Below are 17403 nucleotides of genomic sequence, written 5' to 3'. Positions count from 1 at the left end.
ACATCAAAATGAAATCTCTTATTATTTTGACTGCTTTGCTGTCAATCTCATTGCTGTCGTGTGCCAAAGAAACCCCTCAGGTAAAGCATGCAAGCCATATGGACTCTTCCGGAAAAAACTTGGAAAATATACAGGTTGTGAATGATGAAGATCCCATCTGCCATATGAAAACCGCCGGATCTATAAAAGATACTGCTGTATATAAAAATAAAACGTACGGTTTTTGCAGTGTCTCCTGCAAAGGTGAATTCAAAAAAAGCCCTGAAAGATATGCCCAAAAATAAGAAGACCACAAATAAAAGTAAAGTGATCATACCCATTGCGGTATTTGCATTGCTTTTCCTGGGAATAGGGGTAGGAATGGGATATTTTAAAAAGAACCTTTATACCGTGATGAAAGTTCCTGATTTTGAACTGACGGATCAGAACAGTAAAAAAATTACCAATAAAGACATGCTGGGAAAAGTATATCTGGTAGAATTTTTCTTCAGCAAATGTCCTACCATATGCCCTGTAATGAATACCAATATGAAGGCGATTCAGAATCAGATCAATGATCCCAATTTCGGGATTATCTCCATCAGTATTGATCCGGAAAATGATACCCCTGAAGCTTTGAAAGAACATGCTCAAAGAATAGGGGCAAAATCTCCCAACTGGCATTTCCTGACAGGGGACCGCACGTACATTGGTAATCTTGCTGATCAATTTAATATCTACGTAGGTGATAAGGAAGATGAAGGAGAAAGTCTGAACCATAGCGGTATGATTGCGCTGGTAGATCAGGACGGAAATATCCGATGCAGATACAACAAAGAAAATATGCCGATTCTGTATTACTCAGGATTGAATTACGACGATCCGGAAGGTAAAACACCAATGCTGACTGGGAAATATCACCCTGACAGAGAAATCCTGATTGAGGATATTAAGAAATTATTGAAATAGGGAAGATGGGAGCGTGAAGCAGGAAGCTGGAAGTTATTCAAGACGAAGTAGCTCCGGCGATTTTTGAGAGGGCTGTAAAGGTAAATAGAAGTTGAAGAAGTTATACATTCAAGAGAATTACTTCCAGCCTCCATCTCCCATCTTCCAGCTTAAGAAGAAAACATTGTTCAACCATAAACAAAAAAGTTATGAAGATTATGAAAATAGCTGCCTTAAGCGCAGTTTTCGCGGCTCAGTTTGCACTGGCTCAGTTTAAGCAGACTCCTCTGCCGTATGCTTATAATGCTCTGGAAGGGAATATTGATGCCCAGACGATGGAAATTCATTATTCAAAGCATGGTGCAGCTTATGCAGCCAATTTGAATAAAGCAATTGCAGGAACTCCACAGGAAAAAGAAACGTTGTTTCAGATTCTTTCCAATGCTTCAAAACTGCCTGCTGCAGTAAGAAATAATGCGGGAGGGCATTACAACCACGAATTATTCTGGACCGTTCTTACACCTCAGAAAAATACACAGCCTTCTGCAAAATTGGCAAAAGCCATCACTGAAACTTTCGGAAGTATGGATGCTTTTAAAGAAAAAATGTCTAAAGCAGGAGCAGACCGTTTCGGTTCAGGATGGGCATGGCTTTCTGTAAGAAAAGACGGGAAACTGTTTGTTTCTTCTACTCCTAACCAGGATAACCCTTTGATGGATGTCGTGGAAGAGAAAGGAACTCCTATTTTCGGAATTGATGTCTGGGAACATGCTTATTATTTAAAATATCAGAACAAAAGAGCAGATTATCTTACCGCTATCTGGAACGTTACGAACTGGAAGGAGATCAGCAGAAGATATGACGAAGCGATAAGCAAGAAATAATCTGATGAAATTATTTTACAGCATACTTTTTACTTTTTATATGGTGCTAAGACCTTTAGTGCCATTGGTAGAGTATGCTGTAAATTATGATTATATCGTTAAAGTGCTCTGTATTAATAAATCCAGGCCGGAGATTCACTGTAACGGAAAATGTTATCTGAGTAAAGAATTGGCTAAAACCAATGATTCAGAATCTTCACCTTTCCAGAAACTCAAAAATTCAGGACAGAAAATTCTTGATATCTATATCCTGCCTGAAACTACAGAGATTACTACCACTGAAAAACGATCGTTTTTCATTTTCAACTTCACTTACGAAACAGCCTATTCTTTCCTGTTTCTGACCCATATTTTCAAACCACCGGTTTTTTAAGTTAGAATTATCACTATTTAACCACAAAAGTCACAAAAGCTTACCTCAATTAAGAATTAAAGATTTTTAAAAAGCTTAAGTGTTCTTATTGTGCATAAAATTGATCACTTAATAAACTTAAGTGTAAAAACTTTTGTGCCTTTTGTGGTAAAAAGAATGTTTTCACATTCAAATAACTCATTCAAAATTGTATTCAACTTAAAAAATCAACAATGAAAATTTCTCAATTTTTATCATTATTCTTTATTGCCTTTACTTTATTCTCTTTTGTATCCTGTGAAAGTAGCAGGGATGATGATCCGCAGGATACCACTCCCGGAAAACTTCAGATCAAATTTGAAAACGGATTTAATAATGTAGGAGATATTGTCTTAAATCAGACGGTTCAGACTTCTTCCCAGGGACAAAAGCATAATTTTTCGGCTTTAAAATATATCATCAGCAATATCACATTGATTGACGAAGGTGGAAATGAATTTAAATACAATGAAAACAATCCTGATAAAGGGGCTTTTATAGTAGATCAGGCAGATGCGGTAGCCGGAATCATCTACCTTAACCTTGATGGTGTTCCGAAAAACAATTACAAAAAAATAAAATTCGGATTGGGAATCAGCCAGAAAGCCTATTTATTGGGACAGGACGGGCAAGCCGAATTCTGGACAAAAGCCAAGCAGAAAGGATTAACATGGTCATGGGCTGCCGGTTATGTTTTTGTAAAACTGGAAGGGAAATATGGAAATGATGCTCCTTCCAAGGAATTTATGAATCATACCGGAAATATGGGAAATGTTGTTGCTAATGAGCAGCCTGACCTATACCGTGAAATCACATTAAACCTTCCAACAACAGCAAGAGTGACAGGACAAATTCGTCCTTCTGTTCATATTCTGGCAGATCTGAACCAGTTTTTAAGCGGAGATAAGGCATTGACACTTACAACAGGCAATGATATGCTGATGGGGTCAAACCAGCACCTGGTAGACGTTACCAACAATCTTACAAAAATGTTTAAAGTAGATCACGTTCACAATGATTAATGTTTTTGTTAAGACGATATTGGTTCTGCTTGTATTGTTCCTGAGCTATATATCCTGTTCCGATGAGGTGATCCAGCCGTTGGAAAAAGATGAAGCCTACAATCTGCAGTTTCCTTCGTATTTCCCGGAAATGACTTTTGATCAATCGGTGAATCCGGTAACTAAAAATGGGGTGGAGTTGGGAAGAAAATTATTCTATGAAGGCAGACTTTCCAGAAATAATACCATTTCATGCGGTTTCTGTCATATTCAGGAAAATGCTTTTACCCATCACGGGCATACCGTAAGTCATGGAGTAGATGATAGAATAGGGATCCGAAATGCACCGCCCATTCAGAACATGGCTTTTCTGAAAAGATACATGTGGGACGGAGTGATTCATAACCTTAATGAACAGCCCATCAGTCCTATTACAGATGTTAATGAAATGGACAGTTCGATACCGGAAGCAATTTCAAAGATTAAAGATGATCAGAAATACAAAAAGCTGTTCAGAGAAGCATATGGAGACGAAACCATTACCGGCGAAAGAATTTTAAAAGCATTATCACAGTTTATGGCTTCTTTAATTTCTGCAGATTCAAAATACGACAGATTCAAGCAGGGAAAAGAGCAGCTCACTTCAGCAGAATCGCAGGGAATGGCATTATTTAATCAGAAATGTGCTTCTTGCCATAGCGGAGAATTATTTACCGATGAAAGCTTCAGAAATACAGGAATGTATTACAATACGGAGTTCAAAGACGCCGGACGGTACAGAGTTTCTCTCAATCAGGTTGACTGGATGAAATTCCGTGTTCCAAGCTTGCGAAATGTAGAATATACAGCACCTTATATGCATGACGGAAGGTTTTACACCTTAGAGGCTGTGCTCAATTTCTATTCGGACCAGGTAGAAGATAATCCCAATCTCGATCCTCAGCTGAAACAGAATGGCCATATGGGAATTGCCATGAACAGCCAGGAAAAGCAATCCATCATTGCCTTCCTGAAAACATTATCAGATAAACGTTTTATCTCCAATCCAAAATTTGCAGAATAATTTATAGAAAACATGAAGAAGATTATAGCAATACTAAGTTTAATGGTATTTAGCCTGAACCAGGCCAATGTGGTTAGAGACAGCATGTATACTGCACCGGAAACCTTTAGCAGATTTGATTTTGATGATGACTGTGATGCTTGCGGCTGTGCAGCCGGTAACGGATCATCCGGTTTTGAATCTTTACTGAATCCACAGTTTATCGGAATCAAATACTTTGCACAGCATTATAAAGCAAAGGAAAACTTATTTGTAAAAGACCTTACCCAGGATCAGTATTTCAATACTTTGCAGCTTTGGGGAAAAATTCCATTGACTAAAAAACTGAGTGTTTATGCAAGTCTGCCCTTCCATTTCCATGAAAAGCAGACCATGCAGGGAGATATTAAAATCAATGGAATTGGTGATCTGAACCTGATGGGAATCTACCAGCTGATGAATTCTAAAGATAATTTCCATCACATAAGCGGAGGCTTGGGAGTGAAAATTCCCTTAGGGAAATTTGATGAGAAAGGTGCATCCGGCGTAAATCCGAGTTTTCAATTGGGAACCGGAAGCTGGGATTACCAGGCGGCTTTGAATTATAAATTTCAAAAGAATAAAGTAGCTGTATTGGTTAACACAGATTATACTATTAAAACGGAAAATAAGAAAAATTACCGTTTCGGAAACCAGTGGAACTATGCTGCAACAGGATTTTATCAGGTTGCCGGAAACGAAAAGTCAATCTTTTCTGTAAAAACCGGAGTGCAGGGAGAAGTGTATGCACAGAATAAACAGTTTGATGAAGCCCTGCCTAATACTGCAGGAAGTGCTTTGTATGGGAAACTGGGATTTGAAGCTTCTTATAAAAAACTGAGCCTGGGAAGTGAAGTGATGCTTCCGATGTATACTCATTTGGCAGGAGGAGATATTGAAGCAAAATCAAGATTTAGTATTTTCCTGAATATCGGAATTTAAAATAAAACCCCTTTTAATAATGTTAAAGCTCCTTCGGGAGCTTTAATTGTTTATGAATCATGAATTTAATTGGGGGTTAGAAATAATTTTTTATCTTTGCCGGAATTTGGTGAGCCATAAAAAGCTCTTAAAAGGGAATCCGGTGAAAATCCGGAACAGACCCGCTGCTGTAAGCTCCGCACCAAAGTTTTTGAAGAATATATCCACTGTTTTCAGGAATGGGAAGGATTTCAAAAATGGAGTAAGTCAGAAGACCTGCCAGAAAATAATCGTTTGACGCTTTCGTGGAATAAAGCTTAGGACATCAATGATTCTGTGCAGTGACAGCTGTGCTTTGTCGTTGTATTCTTATACCCATTAGCGTCATCATTATCCTAAATGAGCTAATGACGGCAAAACTAATTACTTCTACAATTTATAAAGCTGTTTTCACAATACTGGTGATCACATCTCAGCTTTTATATTCCCAAAAAAAGAAAAATGACACGCTGAAGGAAGAATCTATCAAGGCGATCAGTCTCTACAAAAAGAATTTTAAAGAAATCATTCCGGCCCAAACCATCCAAGGGGAAGCACTTGAAAGACTGAACAGTCATTCTGTAGCAGATGCGCTGCGGTATTTCTCCGGAGTTCAGATTAAAGACTATGGTGGAATAGGAGGGCTGAAAACCATTAACGTCCGAAGTCTCGGAAGTCAGCATGTAGGGGTTTTCTATGACGGAATTCAACTGGGGAATGTGCAAAATGGCCTAGTCGACCTTGGAAGATATTCTTTGGATGATCTTGAAGAAATATCATTATACAACGGACAGAAAAGCGAGATTTTCCAGCCGGCAAAAGATTTCGGTTCTTCCGGATCTATCTATTTGCAGCCTAAAATTCCTGTGTTTAAAGGAACAAGGAAAACCAATCTTGTTATAAGAGCCAAAAGTGCTTCTATTGATCTCTTCAATCCTTCATTCCGATTAGAGCAGAAAATTTCAGACCGGGTTTCTGCCAGTTTCAGTGCAGAATTTATGCAAAGTGACGGAATTTACAGATTCCGGTATGCCAAGAAATACCCTGATGGACAGCAGGCTTATGATACCATTGCAAAAAGACAGGATTCAGATATTAAGGCAAAACGTTTTGAAACTTCTTTAAATGGAATTTTAAATAACGGAAGCTGGAATATCCGTGGCTACGGTTATATTTCAGACCGCGGAATGCCGGCACCTATTGTGAACGGCCGTTTTGGAGGAAGAGGAGCCAGACTTTCCGATGAAAATTATTTCGTACAGGCCAACCTGCGGAAAAAACTGTTCCCAAAATTTGAAACACAGCTGAAAGCAAAATTTGCCTACGATTATACCCATTTTATGGATACCGTTCGTTCGCAATCTATTATGTATACGGATAATGTCTATATTCAAAGAGAAGTTTATCTTTCTTCATCCAATATATATTCTATCACACCCAATTGGGATGTGAGTCTGAGTGGAGATTTTCAGTACAATAATCTGGATGCCAACCTTGATAACTTTTCCTATCCTACACGATATACAACATTAGTCGCTTTGGCAACAACCTACCAGTGGAACAGGTTTAAAATTCTGGGAAGCCTTTTGGGAACATTTACTTTCGAAGAAGTAAGGAAAAATAAAAGACCGGGAGACAGCAGAGAATGGACACCCGCTGTATTTATGAGCTACCAGCCTGAAATAATTCCTGAGCTTACCCTCAGAGCTTTCTATAAAAGAATTTTCCGACTGCCCACTTTCAATGATTTATATTACACGAATATCGGAAACACTTATCTGAAGCCGGAATTTACCAATCAGTATGATGTGGGATTTACCTACCAGAAAAACTACAACAATTATTTCTTTAAATCTTTTTATGCTAAAGTAGACGGTTATTACAACAAGGTACAGGATAAAATTGTCGCCGCTCCTAACGGAAGCATGTTCCGCTGGCTGATGATGAACCTTGGTCTGGTTGAGATTATTGGTGCTGACGTAAATGTTCAGGCAGAAATGCAGTTGGGAAAAGTAAAACTTAGGCCATTACTTTCTTATACCTATCAAAGTGCAAGAGATATGACAGATCCGGAAGATACATTCTACAAAAATCAGATTCCTTACACACCATGGCATAGCGGATCATTTGCACTGATGGCCGATTATAAAGACTGGAGCTTCAATTACAGCGCAATGTATGTAGGAAAGCGCTATGATGTGAACCAGGATAATATTCAATACAATTATGTACAGCCTTGGTATACTCATGATCTCTCTGTTCAGAAAAAATTCAACTGGGCGGATCATCAGTTTAAAGTAAGCCTTGAGATGAATAATATCTTCAACCAATATTATGATGTGGTCATCAATTATCCGATGCCGGGAAGAAATTTTAAACTTATTCTAAACTTCACCTTATGAGAAAACTGAACTTTTATTTTCTGTTTCTTGCTTTAGCTTTTCTTACCTCATGCCGTACAGATGATATCATCGTCCGTCAGGAAGTAGTGGAAGGACTTCCTTCAGAAAATACAGCAATAAAAGGATTCTATATGCTGAACGAAGGGAATATGGGGAGCAATAAATGTACGCTGGACTTTTTTGATTATACCAAAGGAACCTATTACAGGAACATCTATGCAGAAATTAATCCCAATGTAGTAAAAGAACTGGGAGATGTAGGAAATGATATCAAAGTTTACGGAAGCAAACTATATATCGTAGTCAATGTTTCCAATAAAATTGAGGTATTGGATGCCAAAACAGCTAAACGTATCACTTCTATTCCGTTACAAAACTGCCGTTATTTAACCTTCAAAGACGGGAAAGCATATGCCAGCAGTTATGCAGGTCCGGTAGCAATTAATCCAAAAGCACCCAAGGGAAAAGTGGTGGAAATTGACACCACTTCTCTTTCTATCCAGCGTGAAGTGGTAGTGGGATATCAGCCTGAAGAATTGGAAATTGTAGGGAATACATTGTTTGTTGCCAATTCCGGAGGATATAAAGCTCCCGATTATGATAATACTGTTTCAGTAATTGATCTGAACACTTTTACTGAAATTCAGAAATTAAATGTTGCGATCAATCTTCATCATATTAAAAAAGACAATTATGGTGATCTGTATGTAAGCTCAAGAGGAGATTACTATAACATTCCTTCCAGCTTATACCTTATAGATGCGGCAACGGGGATTGTCAAGAAAGATTTCCATCTCGCCGTGAATGAAATGACAATAGTGAATGATAAACTCTATTTCTACGGAAACGAATTCAATTACAATACCCACAGCTATAAAAAGAGCTTTGGGATAATCGATGTAAAAACAGAACAGATCATTGCCAACAGAATTTTTGATAAAGAATACGAAACTGCAATTAAAACACCTTACGGAATTGCTGTAAACCCAATCACAGAAGATATCTATATCACAGATGCCAGGAATTATGTTTCTCTTGGATTTGTGTACTGCTTTGATAAAAACGGACATTTTAAATGGAAGACAGAGGGCGGAAATATTCCGGCTCACTTCGCTTTTTTATACAAATAACCAAACTTAAGAAATGAACAGAAATACCTTTACTTATTTAAAAATCGGAGTTTTATCAATCTTCCTTGTAGGAGTGATAGCCTGTAAACATGATGATCAGGATGAATTTACCTTTAATGGTCTTGATGATTCCTATACCATTGAGCGTTTGAGAGTGTTGAATATTCCTACCAATGCTTCAGGATCCGTCACATGGAGTATCAATGATTCCATTATCTCTCAGAATTCGGAACTTGAATTTATTAGTCCAACGGCAGAGGCTTATCCTTTGACTTTAAAAATTAATAATAAAGGGAATGAACAGGTTTATCACTCTAAAATCATCGTTACCAAAGAAAAAACACCTTACAGTAAATATATCGCTAAAGTATTAGAGTTCCGTCCTGCTGTAGGACAATTCATGAACGAGATTCCGGAATATTCACCTGGAAATACGGCTGCAAATATGCTTCAGAAAGCAAATGAATCGTTGGTGGGAGGTAATTCTACCATGATCAGCCTGGGCGGATATGGTGGATATGTAGTGTTTGGTTTTGATCATACGATTCCCAATCTGAATGGAAGGGATTTTAAAGTACTGGGGAATGCATTCTTTGGAAATGATGCTGCTGATCAGCGTTCCGGCTCTTGTGAACCGGGAATTATTATGGTAGCCTACGACAGAAACAAAAATGGAAAACCGGATAATGATGAATGGTACGAAATTGCAGGCAGCGAATATTTTAAAAACGCAACCGTAAGAGATTACAGTATCACATATCATAAGCCTGATGAAAATAAAACTCCCGTATCCGGAACCGAATTCTGGCAGACCGATGTAGAATATATAAAATGGAGTGACAATCTGGGGAATCAGGGTTTTAAAACAAAAAATACCTTCCATGCACAAAGCTATTATCCTTTATGGTTTACCGAAAGTTCTTACGGATTTTCCGGAACAAGACTGGCGAATAATTTTTACGATCAGAACGGGGACGGATCCTATTGGGTAGGGAAATCATATGATTTCGGATATGCTGATAATGCCCCGAATAATGATGAAGCATCCAATATTGATATTTCCTGGGCCGTAGACAGAAACGGAAAATATGTAAAACTTCCCGGAGTCGATTTTATGAAAATATACACAGGAGTCAACCAGGAAGCTGGCTGGCTGGGTGAAGTTTCTACAGAAGTGGCAGGGGCTTACGATTTACATTTCAAATAATAATTCAATCTATTTAAATTAATAAAAAATGAAAAAGTTTTATCTTTTTATGATGCTTTTTCTGTTTGCATGCGTATCAAATGCACAGATAAAAGTTCAGGGTGTTCCCAGAAATGATATTTCAGGGATCAGCAATCTTAACACCACTACGATCAGTTTTTCTGATATCCAGTATTGGGTAGGATCGGGAGCTAACCAGGCTGCTTTTGTAGTACAGTGGAACGACAGTAAAAATCCTGATGCGATGGTGTGGGGATTCAAATGGGACGGAAATGCTACAGGTGAAGATATGCTTAAAGCGATTGCTAAAGCAGATCACAGACTATACACATTGCTGTATCAGGGAACACAATTTGGATCAGCTGTTGGAGGAATTGGTTTTGACTTGAACGGTCAAGGTACCAATGCTTTGATCAAAAATGGAAATACCACTTATCCGTTATATCCGGTAAATGGGTTTGTCAATACTACAGCGTATGATTTTGACAGCTATACCATCGTAGATGCCGCTAACGATCACTGGCAGTCCGGATGGACAGTTAACGGATATTGGTCTTATTGGGTAAAGAATCCTGCAGATGCTGATTTCGGATATTCTAGCGTAGGAGCTTCTTCACGTGTATTGGAAAACGGTTCATGGGATGTGTGGAATTTTAATGTAGGCTTTAATCAAACACCTGTATCCTCTACCGTTACTCCCGTTTCTCCGTATGTAGCTTCCAACAACTTTACCAACGGATATTTCATGGTGAATGAAGAATGGTTTGGCCATACCAACGGTTCTGTAAACTTCATTGATAATAACGGTCAGATCAATTACCGCGTGTACAGTAATGCAAACAACAATCAGGCTTTCGGTGCAACTACACAATACGGAACAATCTATGGCGATAAATTCTATTTTGTATCAAAACAGGCTGCCGATGGGGGAGATACTCAATATACTCCAGGTGGAAGACTTGTGGTTGCCAATGCACAGACTATGCAGAAAATTGCCGGCTTTAATATAATTGGTGGCGGAGACGGAAGATCATTTGTGGGAGTGAACGAACATAAAGGATATATTGGTACTTCTACCGGAATCGTTCTTTTCAATATTGATAATCTGCAGGTAGGTTCCCTGATTGCCGGAACAGGTGGCAACGGCCAGATTGGAAATATGATCCGTACTTCACAATATGTATTTGCGGTGAAACAAGGGGTAGGGATTTTAGTCATTAATCCTAATACAGATACCGTGATCAGTACAATTGCAGGAGGTTTCTACTCAGTGGTTCAGGCTAAAGACGGAAGTGTATGGGGAATTCAGGATCAGAAGCTGATCAGCATCAATCCTACTACCTTTGCAACACAGGTTTATAATATTCCTACTACCAAATATATCGGAGACTGGGGAGCATGGCATGCAGGGAGATTTACAGCAAGTAATAAAGAAAATGCTTTATACTGGATCAATTCAATCAGCAGCTGGAGTTCAGGAACACAGATTGTAAGATTTGATGTTACAACGAAAACATTTAATGAAAACTTTGCTGCCATTCCCGGGCAGACAGGACAGTTTAAGCAAATTCCTTATGGTGCGGCACTTCGTGTAAACCCTGTTACCGGTGAACTTGTTCTGAACACAACAGAAAGCGGATACGGTGCACACTATCAGAAAAACTGGATCCATACTTATAATATGAGCGGAACTCTTATCAATACAAAAACGTTGAATGATTACTACTGGTTCCCTTCTCTGACGGTATTTACCAATAATTCGGTTCCTGTAGTAAGCAATACTTTACCTTCACAGCTTACAGCTGCAAGTACTACTGCAATAGATCTGAAAACAATAGTTTCCGATGCTGATAATATGGTGGTATCCGTAGTGAAATCTATCAAATCAAACAGTAATCCTACAGCAGTTTCCGCAGCGATTAATGAGAATGATGAATTGGTTTTGACACCTCTTGTTTCAGGAACTTCTGATATTGTGATCAGCTTTAACTCAAACGGTAAGCTGGTAGAAAAAACGGTGAGTGTAAACAGTTTAGGAACTACTTTGGCAACCGCTGAAGTGAAGAAACTTGAATTCGGTATTTACCCGAATCCGGTTACCGATATCCTTACTCTTAAAACTCAGGAGAAAATCCAGAATGTTTCTATGTATGATGCTTCAGGAAGAATGGTTAATGTTCAGCTGAACAACGGACAAATCAATGTAAGTGCACTTCCAAAAGGTATTTATATTTTGAAAGCAGTTACAGATAAAGCAGTATATCAACAAAAAGTAATCAAAAACTAATACTATTTTAGATAAATCTTGTTAATATAACCCTGACCAGTTTTGGTCAGGGTTTTTAATGAAGTGATAGAAATATTTTATCACATATAATAATACATTACCCCTATAAAAAAACCCGGCAAGCTTGAAAAGCTTGCCGGGTTTGACCTGTATGGATCTTCCTTATTTGATGATCACCTTTTTAGAATATGTTTTTCCTTCTTTTGTAGTAAGGTTCATAATATATACTCCTTGTGGTTGCTTTGTTTCAAATGTATTGGATGTCAGCTTGGAACGGAATACCTCTTTTCCTGAAGTATTGGTCAGAGTAACTTCCGAACCTTGTGCAGAAATATTTTTGTCAAGAGTAAACTGTCCATGCTCACTGTGTGCCATGAAATTGATGTACGGATCTTTGTACTGATATCCGTAGTATACTCTAAGCTCACCGCCAATACTCAGTAATCCTGAATTCACATTGATTTTGATACGGTCAAAAGGAATATTCATAGTAAGCTCAATTTCACCTTTGCTAGGGTCTCCCGCTCCAAGGTTGAGTATATTACTGTTAAGATTTTGAGCGTCATTGTTAGAAACCTGCCCATTGAATGTCTCAATTGTTACCCCTCCCAATACCTGAGCAGATAGTGGAGTACCATTTGAACCAATACCAATGACAAGTTTATTGGTGTTGTTGGCGATATTGGTCGTTGGGAAGATCAATGTCTGTTCTGTTCTTGCCAGGAGACCTACTGAAACCTGGATCGTTGAGTAGTCATCTTCGTTACTTCCCAATGCATTTTGAGGATTCAGTACTCCGCAGCCTAAACATACTCCCAATACCTGATTGGTTTGACTGCTTGCATAGGTTTTCACAATTTGTGCAAAAGACATTGTGCTTGTTAAAAATAGGAATGATGCCAAAACTGCAGCTTTCATTGTGCGTTGGCCAAGTAATAAATAAGTTTTCATATGTATAAAATTTTGGATTTTAGTTTTTTGTAAATTTATAAATAAATTGATTATGTTGCTTATTTTATTTCATATTTATGTGAAATGTTAATAATTTGTTGATATTTGTAATTATGAATTTATTTTATTTAATGAAATTATTTTGTGTATTTCTCTGAAAATGAATACAAAAAAAAGCGGCAGCTCAAAAGTCTGCCGCATTTATCGTATCGTTTATTTAATTAAAATTTTTCGCGAATATGTTTTTCCTTCTTTAGTTTGCACATTCATAATATAAATGCCTTCAGATTGTCTGGGTTCAAAAGTGTTTGATTTTAATGTGGAGCGGAATACTTCTTTTCCGGATGTGTTGAATAATGTGACTTCTGAACCTTCTACCGGAACATTTCCTCCAAGAGTAACCTGACCGTTTTGGCTGTGAGCCATAATGCTGATCAATGGATCCTGATAAGCATAATAAATTCTGAATCCTCCGCCCAGGCTTAATACACCTCCGGTTAAACCTATTCTGATCCCGTCATAAGGTTTTGTTGGCTTGAATTCTACTGTTCCTCTGTTGGGTATTGCTCCCAGTTTAAGAAGACTTACATCTATCGTTCTGCGGTCGTCATTAGAAGTGCCTCCATTCATGGTTTCAAGAGTTACTCCGCTTAATAACTGTACAGATAACGGGATGTTGTCTGTCCCGATTCCTACAACCAGTCTTGTGTCTGATCTTAGGTCAGGGAAAATCAGTGTTTGTTGAATTCCACCTAACAAAGCTGTTCCCAACACCATTGTTGAATAGTCATCTTCGTTATACCCAACTGCATTCAAAGGATTCTCGATGTGGCATCCCAGGCATGCAACTCCAAATACACCTGAGCTCTGAGCGTGTGCATAAATTCTGTTTTGTGCAAAAGATAATGTGCTGGCTGAAAATAAAAATAAAGCCATTAATCCAGCCTTAAAGTTCCCCGAATGTAAATTAATTTTCATGTTATTTATTTTATTGTGAATAGTTTTAGCCAAATTTAAGAATTAATAGACCAAGTAAAAAATAATATTTCCATTATTGGTGATATTTTTAATGAAATTTAATATACCTGTGTCATAGGGTAACACAGACTGTTGATTCAATTGGATTGTATAACATACAGATGCAAAATTGAAGGGCATCTCTTGTTGATATTGTTAGATGTAATTCAATGAAGAATTCCCAAAATGGAAGGGTAGTGTGGTAATTTGGGAGATCTGGTGATCAAATAGATAAGATATTTCCGGGTAAAGATGGCCTGAATGTATGTAAAACAAAAAAAAGGACTTTCGAAAAAATCCTTTTGTAGCCCGTAGGGGAATCGAACCCCTCTTACCAGAATGAAAATCTGAGGTCCTAACCGATAGACGAACGGGCCCTCTATCTTCCATTACCGAAATAATGTGTTAGCTTTTGTTTTTATAAGTGTCAACTCTTAATCTTGTAGCCCGTAGGGGAATCGAACCCCTCTTACCAGAATGAAAATCTGAGGTCCTAACCGATAGACGAACGGGCCGGTTAGATTTATTTTAATATAGCTTTTTTCTACTGTGATCTTTATAAAACCACTATTGTTACAGTGGTTTTATAAGATGTAAGTAGCCCGTAGGGGAATCGAACCCCTCTTACCAGAATGAAAATCTGAGGTCCTAACCGATAGACGAACGGGCCAGCTATATTTTTACGCTAATTTATTAACGTGCTTTGTCAATTTGCTTTTCAAGTTAGCTGCTTTGTTCTTGTGGATAATATTTTTCTTAGCTAATTTATCCAATAAAGCGATAACTTTTGGCAGTTGTTCTGTAGCAGCAGCTTTGTTCTCTTCATTTCTTAAAGCTTTTAAAGCTGTTCTAGCAGTCTTGTGGTAATATCTGTTACGAAGTCTTCTAGTTTCGTTTTGTCTGATTCTCTTTAGTGCTGATTTATGATTTGCCATATCGTTTAAATGTGAGTGCAAAACTATAAACTTTTTTTAAAACTACCAAATTTATTTTCAAAAATTTTAATTTTCTTCTGAGAGGTACTTTCTTAGTTTATTTATTGCTTGTTCTATTTTTAAATTTTCTTGTTCTTTTTCTAATTTTTTGATCGTATTTCCCAGCATGATCAATGCATTGTTCCATTCTCCAGTGGTGTTGGTGAAAGTGAGTCCGTCAATTGTTACTTCAAAAGCAACCCTCTCTCCAGTCCTGTAAAGTCTGAAACTGATTTTATCATCTCTGCCTGTAATCCCGTCTTCATTGATTTGTAAATCATAACTTTTTGGGTTAGAGTGGATTTTCTTAAAAAGCAATTTCGCTTCTTGTATTTTTAAATCCGGCATGATATAAAATTTGGTAGCCTGTAGAAAACTACAAACAATGATTTATCAATATTATTTTTCATCAATGCGGCCATATTTGGGTGACCAACCATGGCTAAAATTTTTGCAAATATAATGCTTTTGTGACATATAACATAAAGGGAATGAATTTTTACAATAAAAGTAATTGTCCTATATTATAATGATAGTAATTTTCAGGTTGTTAGAATGTCACAATTTCTAATGATTTTGTCAGAACATGATAAAAAATCCTGGGAATATTAACCTTAATAGAGTTCTTAAAAAATATCCGGATTATTTTTTGAAAATAAAATACAAGGAAAAATAGGTCATAAAAAAACCTTTAACGAATCCGTTAAAGGTTTGTAAATTGGTAGCCTATAGGGGAATCGAACCCCTGTTGCAAGAATGAAAATCTTGAGTCCTGACCACTAGACGAATAGGCCAAATTTTGAGGTTGCAAAAGTAATCATTAACTTTTTAACTTCAAAATTATTTTTTTTAATTATTTATAGACTTTTTGTATCACGGTGTTTTTGATGCCTTTAGCTTCAAGCTCCTTTTGAAGTTTTGCTGCATCTTCCAACGTGTACACCTTTCCATAGGTATAATAAAAAACGCCATTGTCTTTCTCTCTTTCTACGTCTTTCAGGTTCTGAAGGATGTAAGAATTGCCATTCAGCTTGTCCCCGGAGTATACTTCAATGGTGTAATACCCCATATTAATCCTTTGATTAGGCATAAATCCTACGGCAAAAGCATTTCTGAAGCCTGCATCCTTGGCTGTTTTAAGATTGATATCTTTTACGGAAGCCATATTGGTTACGGCATAGTAATACTTGTATTGTCCGTTCTCCTTAAGAGTAAGAATATAGTTCAGTCCTTTCAGGGCAGGATCATTTTCATTGTATTTCGTAGGTGAACTCATCAATAGAATTCTGAAATCATTTTTCAAAGGAACTTCTGCCGGTTTTTCAGGCTCTGGCTTTCTGACAGCAATAGAACCGCCGGATTTTCTATCAACTGCTTTTTTATAATCAATAATAGCATTGTAAATACTTTCTGCAATTTCAGTCTGTCCTTTGTCTGAAGCAATATAATGACTCTCTTCCGGATGGTTGATGAAACCTGTTTCTATCAGTACAGATGGCATGGCATTCATACGGAGAACGTGAAGGTTCTTTTGAAAAACTCCTCTTGAGGAACGCTTATCTTTATTTACAAAGTTATCCTCTACCAATCCTCCCAAAAGAAGACTTGATTCCAGATATTTGTTCTGCTGAAGCTTTAAGGCAATCAATGACTCCGGAGAATCAGGGTTGTAAGATCCGAAGGTCTGCTTATCTTTTTCATCCAGGAAGATCACATCATTTTCCCTTTTGGCTACTTCAAGATTCTCGTTATTCTGGTTAGGTCCCTGTACATATGTTTCTGTACCATAAGCTGTAGGTCTTTGGGAAGAATTACAGTGAATCGATATAAACAGATCTGCTTTGCTCCTGTTGGCCAGATTGGTTCTGTCAGATAGGGAAGGATACTCGTCAATCTTACGGGTATATATAACTTTGAAATCTCTGTTTTTCTCTAACATTGCGCCTACTTTTAACGTAATGGCAAGTGTAATGTCTTTTTCCGCGACTCTTCCGATATCAGAATAGGTCCTGTTGGCCCCATGATCACTTCCTCCGTGTCCAGCATCCAGAACGATAGTAAACTTCTTCTGAGAGAAAATAAAGTTGCTGGTAAGGATAAGGAGAAATGATAAAATTATTTTAAAATTTTGTTTGTGCATCTTACAGTTATAAAAATTATATTAATTTTGGGCCTTAATTATATATAATAA

The 17403-nt window shown here is 37.5% G+C and carries 16 protein-coding genes, 4 tRNA genes and 1 riboswitch; of the genes, 11 read left to right on the top strand and 9 right to left on the bottom strand.

Going from position 1 to position 17403, the window contains the following annotated elements; all coding sequences use genetic code 11:
* Positions 1–8: 8 nt before the first annotated feature.
* The 11 genes from FN817_RS23320 to FN817_RS05945 all read left to right on the top strand — a co-directional run bounded on the left by FN817_RS23320 (position 9) and on the right by FN817_RS05945 (position 12270).
* Positions 9–284, top strand: a complete 276-nt coding sequence (locus FN817_RS23320; protein WP_185149899.1) for a YHS domain-containing protein — start codon at positions 9–11, stop codon at positions 282–284.
* Positions 271–948 (top strand): SCO family protein, encoded by a 678-nt coding sequence (locus FN817_RS05990; RefSeq protein ID WP_142717149.1) that lies wholly within the window; start codon positions 271–273, stop codon positions 946–948. The genes FN817_RS23320 and FN817_RS05990 overlap by 14 nt, the downstream gene beginning before the upstream one ends.
* Positions 949–1136: 188 nt before the next feature.
* Positions 1137–1811 (top strand): superoxide dismutase, encoded by a 675-nt coding sequence (locus FN817_RS05985; protein WP_142717148.1) that lies wholly within the window; start codon positions 1137–1139, stop codon positions 1809–1811.
* Positions 1812–1815: 4 nt separating this feature from the next.
* Positions 1816–2184 (top strand): hypothetical protein, encoded by a 369-nt coding sequence (locus FN817_RS05980; RefSeq protein ID WP_167498817.1) that lies wholly within the window; start codon positions 1816–1818, stop codon positions 2182–2184.
* Between the two features lie 212 nt (positions 2185–2396).
* Entirely contained in the window at positions 2397–3224 is an 828-nt protein-coding gene (locus tag FN817_RS05975) for an MbnP family protein (protein WP_142717147.1), read from the top strand.
* Positions 3217–4266, top strand: a complete 1050-nt coding sequence (locus FN817_RS05970) for a cytochrome-c peroxidase (protein WP_142717146.1) — start codon at positions 3217–3219, stop codon at positions 4264–4266. Before FN817_RS05975 ends, FN817_RS05970 begins: the two co-directional genes overlap by 8 nt.
* 12 nt (positions 4267–4278) lie before the next feature.
* Positions 4279–5226, top strand: coding sequence for a transporter (locus tag FN817_RS05965; RefSeq protein ID WP_142717145.1), 948 nt, complete (start codon positions 4279–4281; stop codon positions 5224–5226).
* A 90-nt stretch (positions 5227–5316) separates the two neighbouring features.
* Positions 5317–5503: riboswitch (cobalamin riboswitch) on the top strand.
* Positions 5504–5612: 109 nt separating this feature from the next.
* Positions 5613–7646, top strand: coding sequence for a TonB-dependent receptor plug domain-containing protein (locus FN817_RS05960; RefSeq protein WP_142717144.1), 2034 nt, complete (start codon positions 5613–5615; stop codon positions 7644–7646).
* A complete protein-coding gene (locus FN817_RS05955) occupies positions 7643–8776 on the top strand; it encodes a YncE family protein (RefSeq protein ID WP_142717143.1) in 1134 nt (377 codons plus the stop codon). The genes FN817_RS05960 and FN817_RS05955 overlap by 4 nt, the downstream gene beginning before the upstream one ends.
* A 13-nt stretch (positions 8777–8789) precedes the next feature.
* The gene (locus FN817_RS05950) at positions 8790–9983 is read left to right on the top strand and encodes a cell surface protein (protein WP_142717142.1); all 1194 of its coding nucleotides are present in this window, start codon (positions 8790–8792) and stop codon (positions 9981–9983) included.
* Between the two features lie 28 nt (positions 9984–10011).
* A complete protein-coding gene (locus tag FN817_RS05945; protein ID WP_142717141.1) occupies positions 10012–12270 on the top strand; it encodes a T9SS type A sorting domain-containing protein in 2259 nt (752 codons plus the stop codon).
* 162 nt (positions 12271–12432) lie between these two features.
* On the opposite strand, the gene FN817_RS05940 is transcribed toward FN817_RS05945, so the two are convergent.
* The 9 genes from FN817_RS05940 to FN817_RS05900 form a co-directional block, all read right to left on the bottom strand.
* Positions 12433–13221: a T9SS type A sorting domain-containing protein gene (locus tag FN817_RS05940; protein WP_142717140.1), complete on the bottom strand. Its 789-nt coding sequence runs from the start codon at positions 13219–13221 to the stop codon at positions 12433–12435.
* Between the two features lie 213 nt (positions 13222–13434).
* Positions 13435–14199, bottom strand: a complete 765-nt coding sequence (locus FN817_RS05935) for a T9SS type A sorting domain-containing protein (protein WP_142717139.1) — start codon at positions 14197–14199, stop codon at positions 13435–13437.
* 344 nt (positions 14200–14543) lie between these two features.
* Positions 14544–14615, bottom strand: a tRNA-Glu gene (locus tag FN817_RS05930).
* Positions 14616–14681: 66 nt separating this feature from the next.
* Positions 14682–14753 (bottom strand) — tRNA-Glu (locus FN817_RS05925).
* 83 nt (positions 14754–14836) lie between these two features.
* A tRNA-Glu gene (locus FN817_RS05920) sits at positions 14837–14908 on the bottom strand.
* A gap of 10 nt (positions 14909–14918) precedes the next feature.
* Entirely contained in the window at positions 14919–15173 is a 255-nt protein-coding gene (rpsT, locus tag FN817_RS05915) for a 30S ribosomal protein S20 (RefSeq protein WP_002983073.1), read from the bottom strand.
* A 66-nt stretch (positions 15174–15239) separates the two neighbouring features.
* On the bottom strand, positions 15240–15560 hold the full coding sequence (locus FN817_RS05910) for a hypothetical protein (protein ID WP_047380487.1): 321 nt from the start codon (positions 15558–15560) through the stop codon (positions 15240–15242).
* Between the two features lie 371 nt (positions 15561–15931).
* Positions 15932–16006: transfer RNA gene (locus FN817_RS05905), tRNA-Glu, on the bottom strand.
* Positions 16007–16065: 59 nt separating this feature from the next.
* Positions 16066–17352, bottom strand: a complete 1287-nt coding sequence (locus FN817_RS05900) for an N-acetylmuramoyl-L-alanine amidase family protein (RefSeq protein WP_185149898.1) — start codon at positions 17350–17352, stop codon at positions 16066–16068.
* Between the last annotated feature and the right edge of the window lie 51 nt (positions 17353–17403).

It is taken from the genome of Chryseobacterium rhizoplanae, from assembly GCF_900182655.1.
Classification (GTDB): domain Bacteria; phylum Bacteroidota; class Bacteroidia; order Flavobacteriales; family Weeksellaceae; genus Chryseobacterium; species Chryseobacterium rhizoplanae.
The sequence above is the reverse complement of the archived record's forward strand: the minus strand, read 5'-3'. Positions and strand labels throughout refer to the sequence as shown.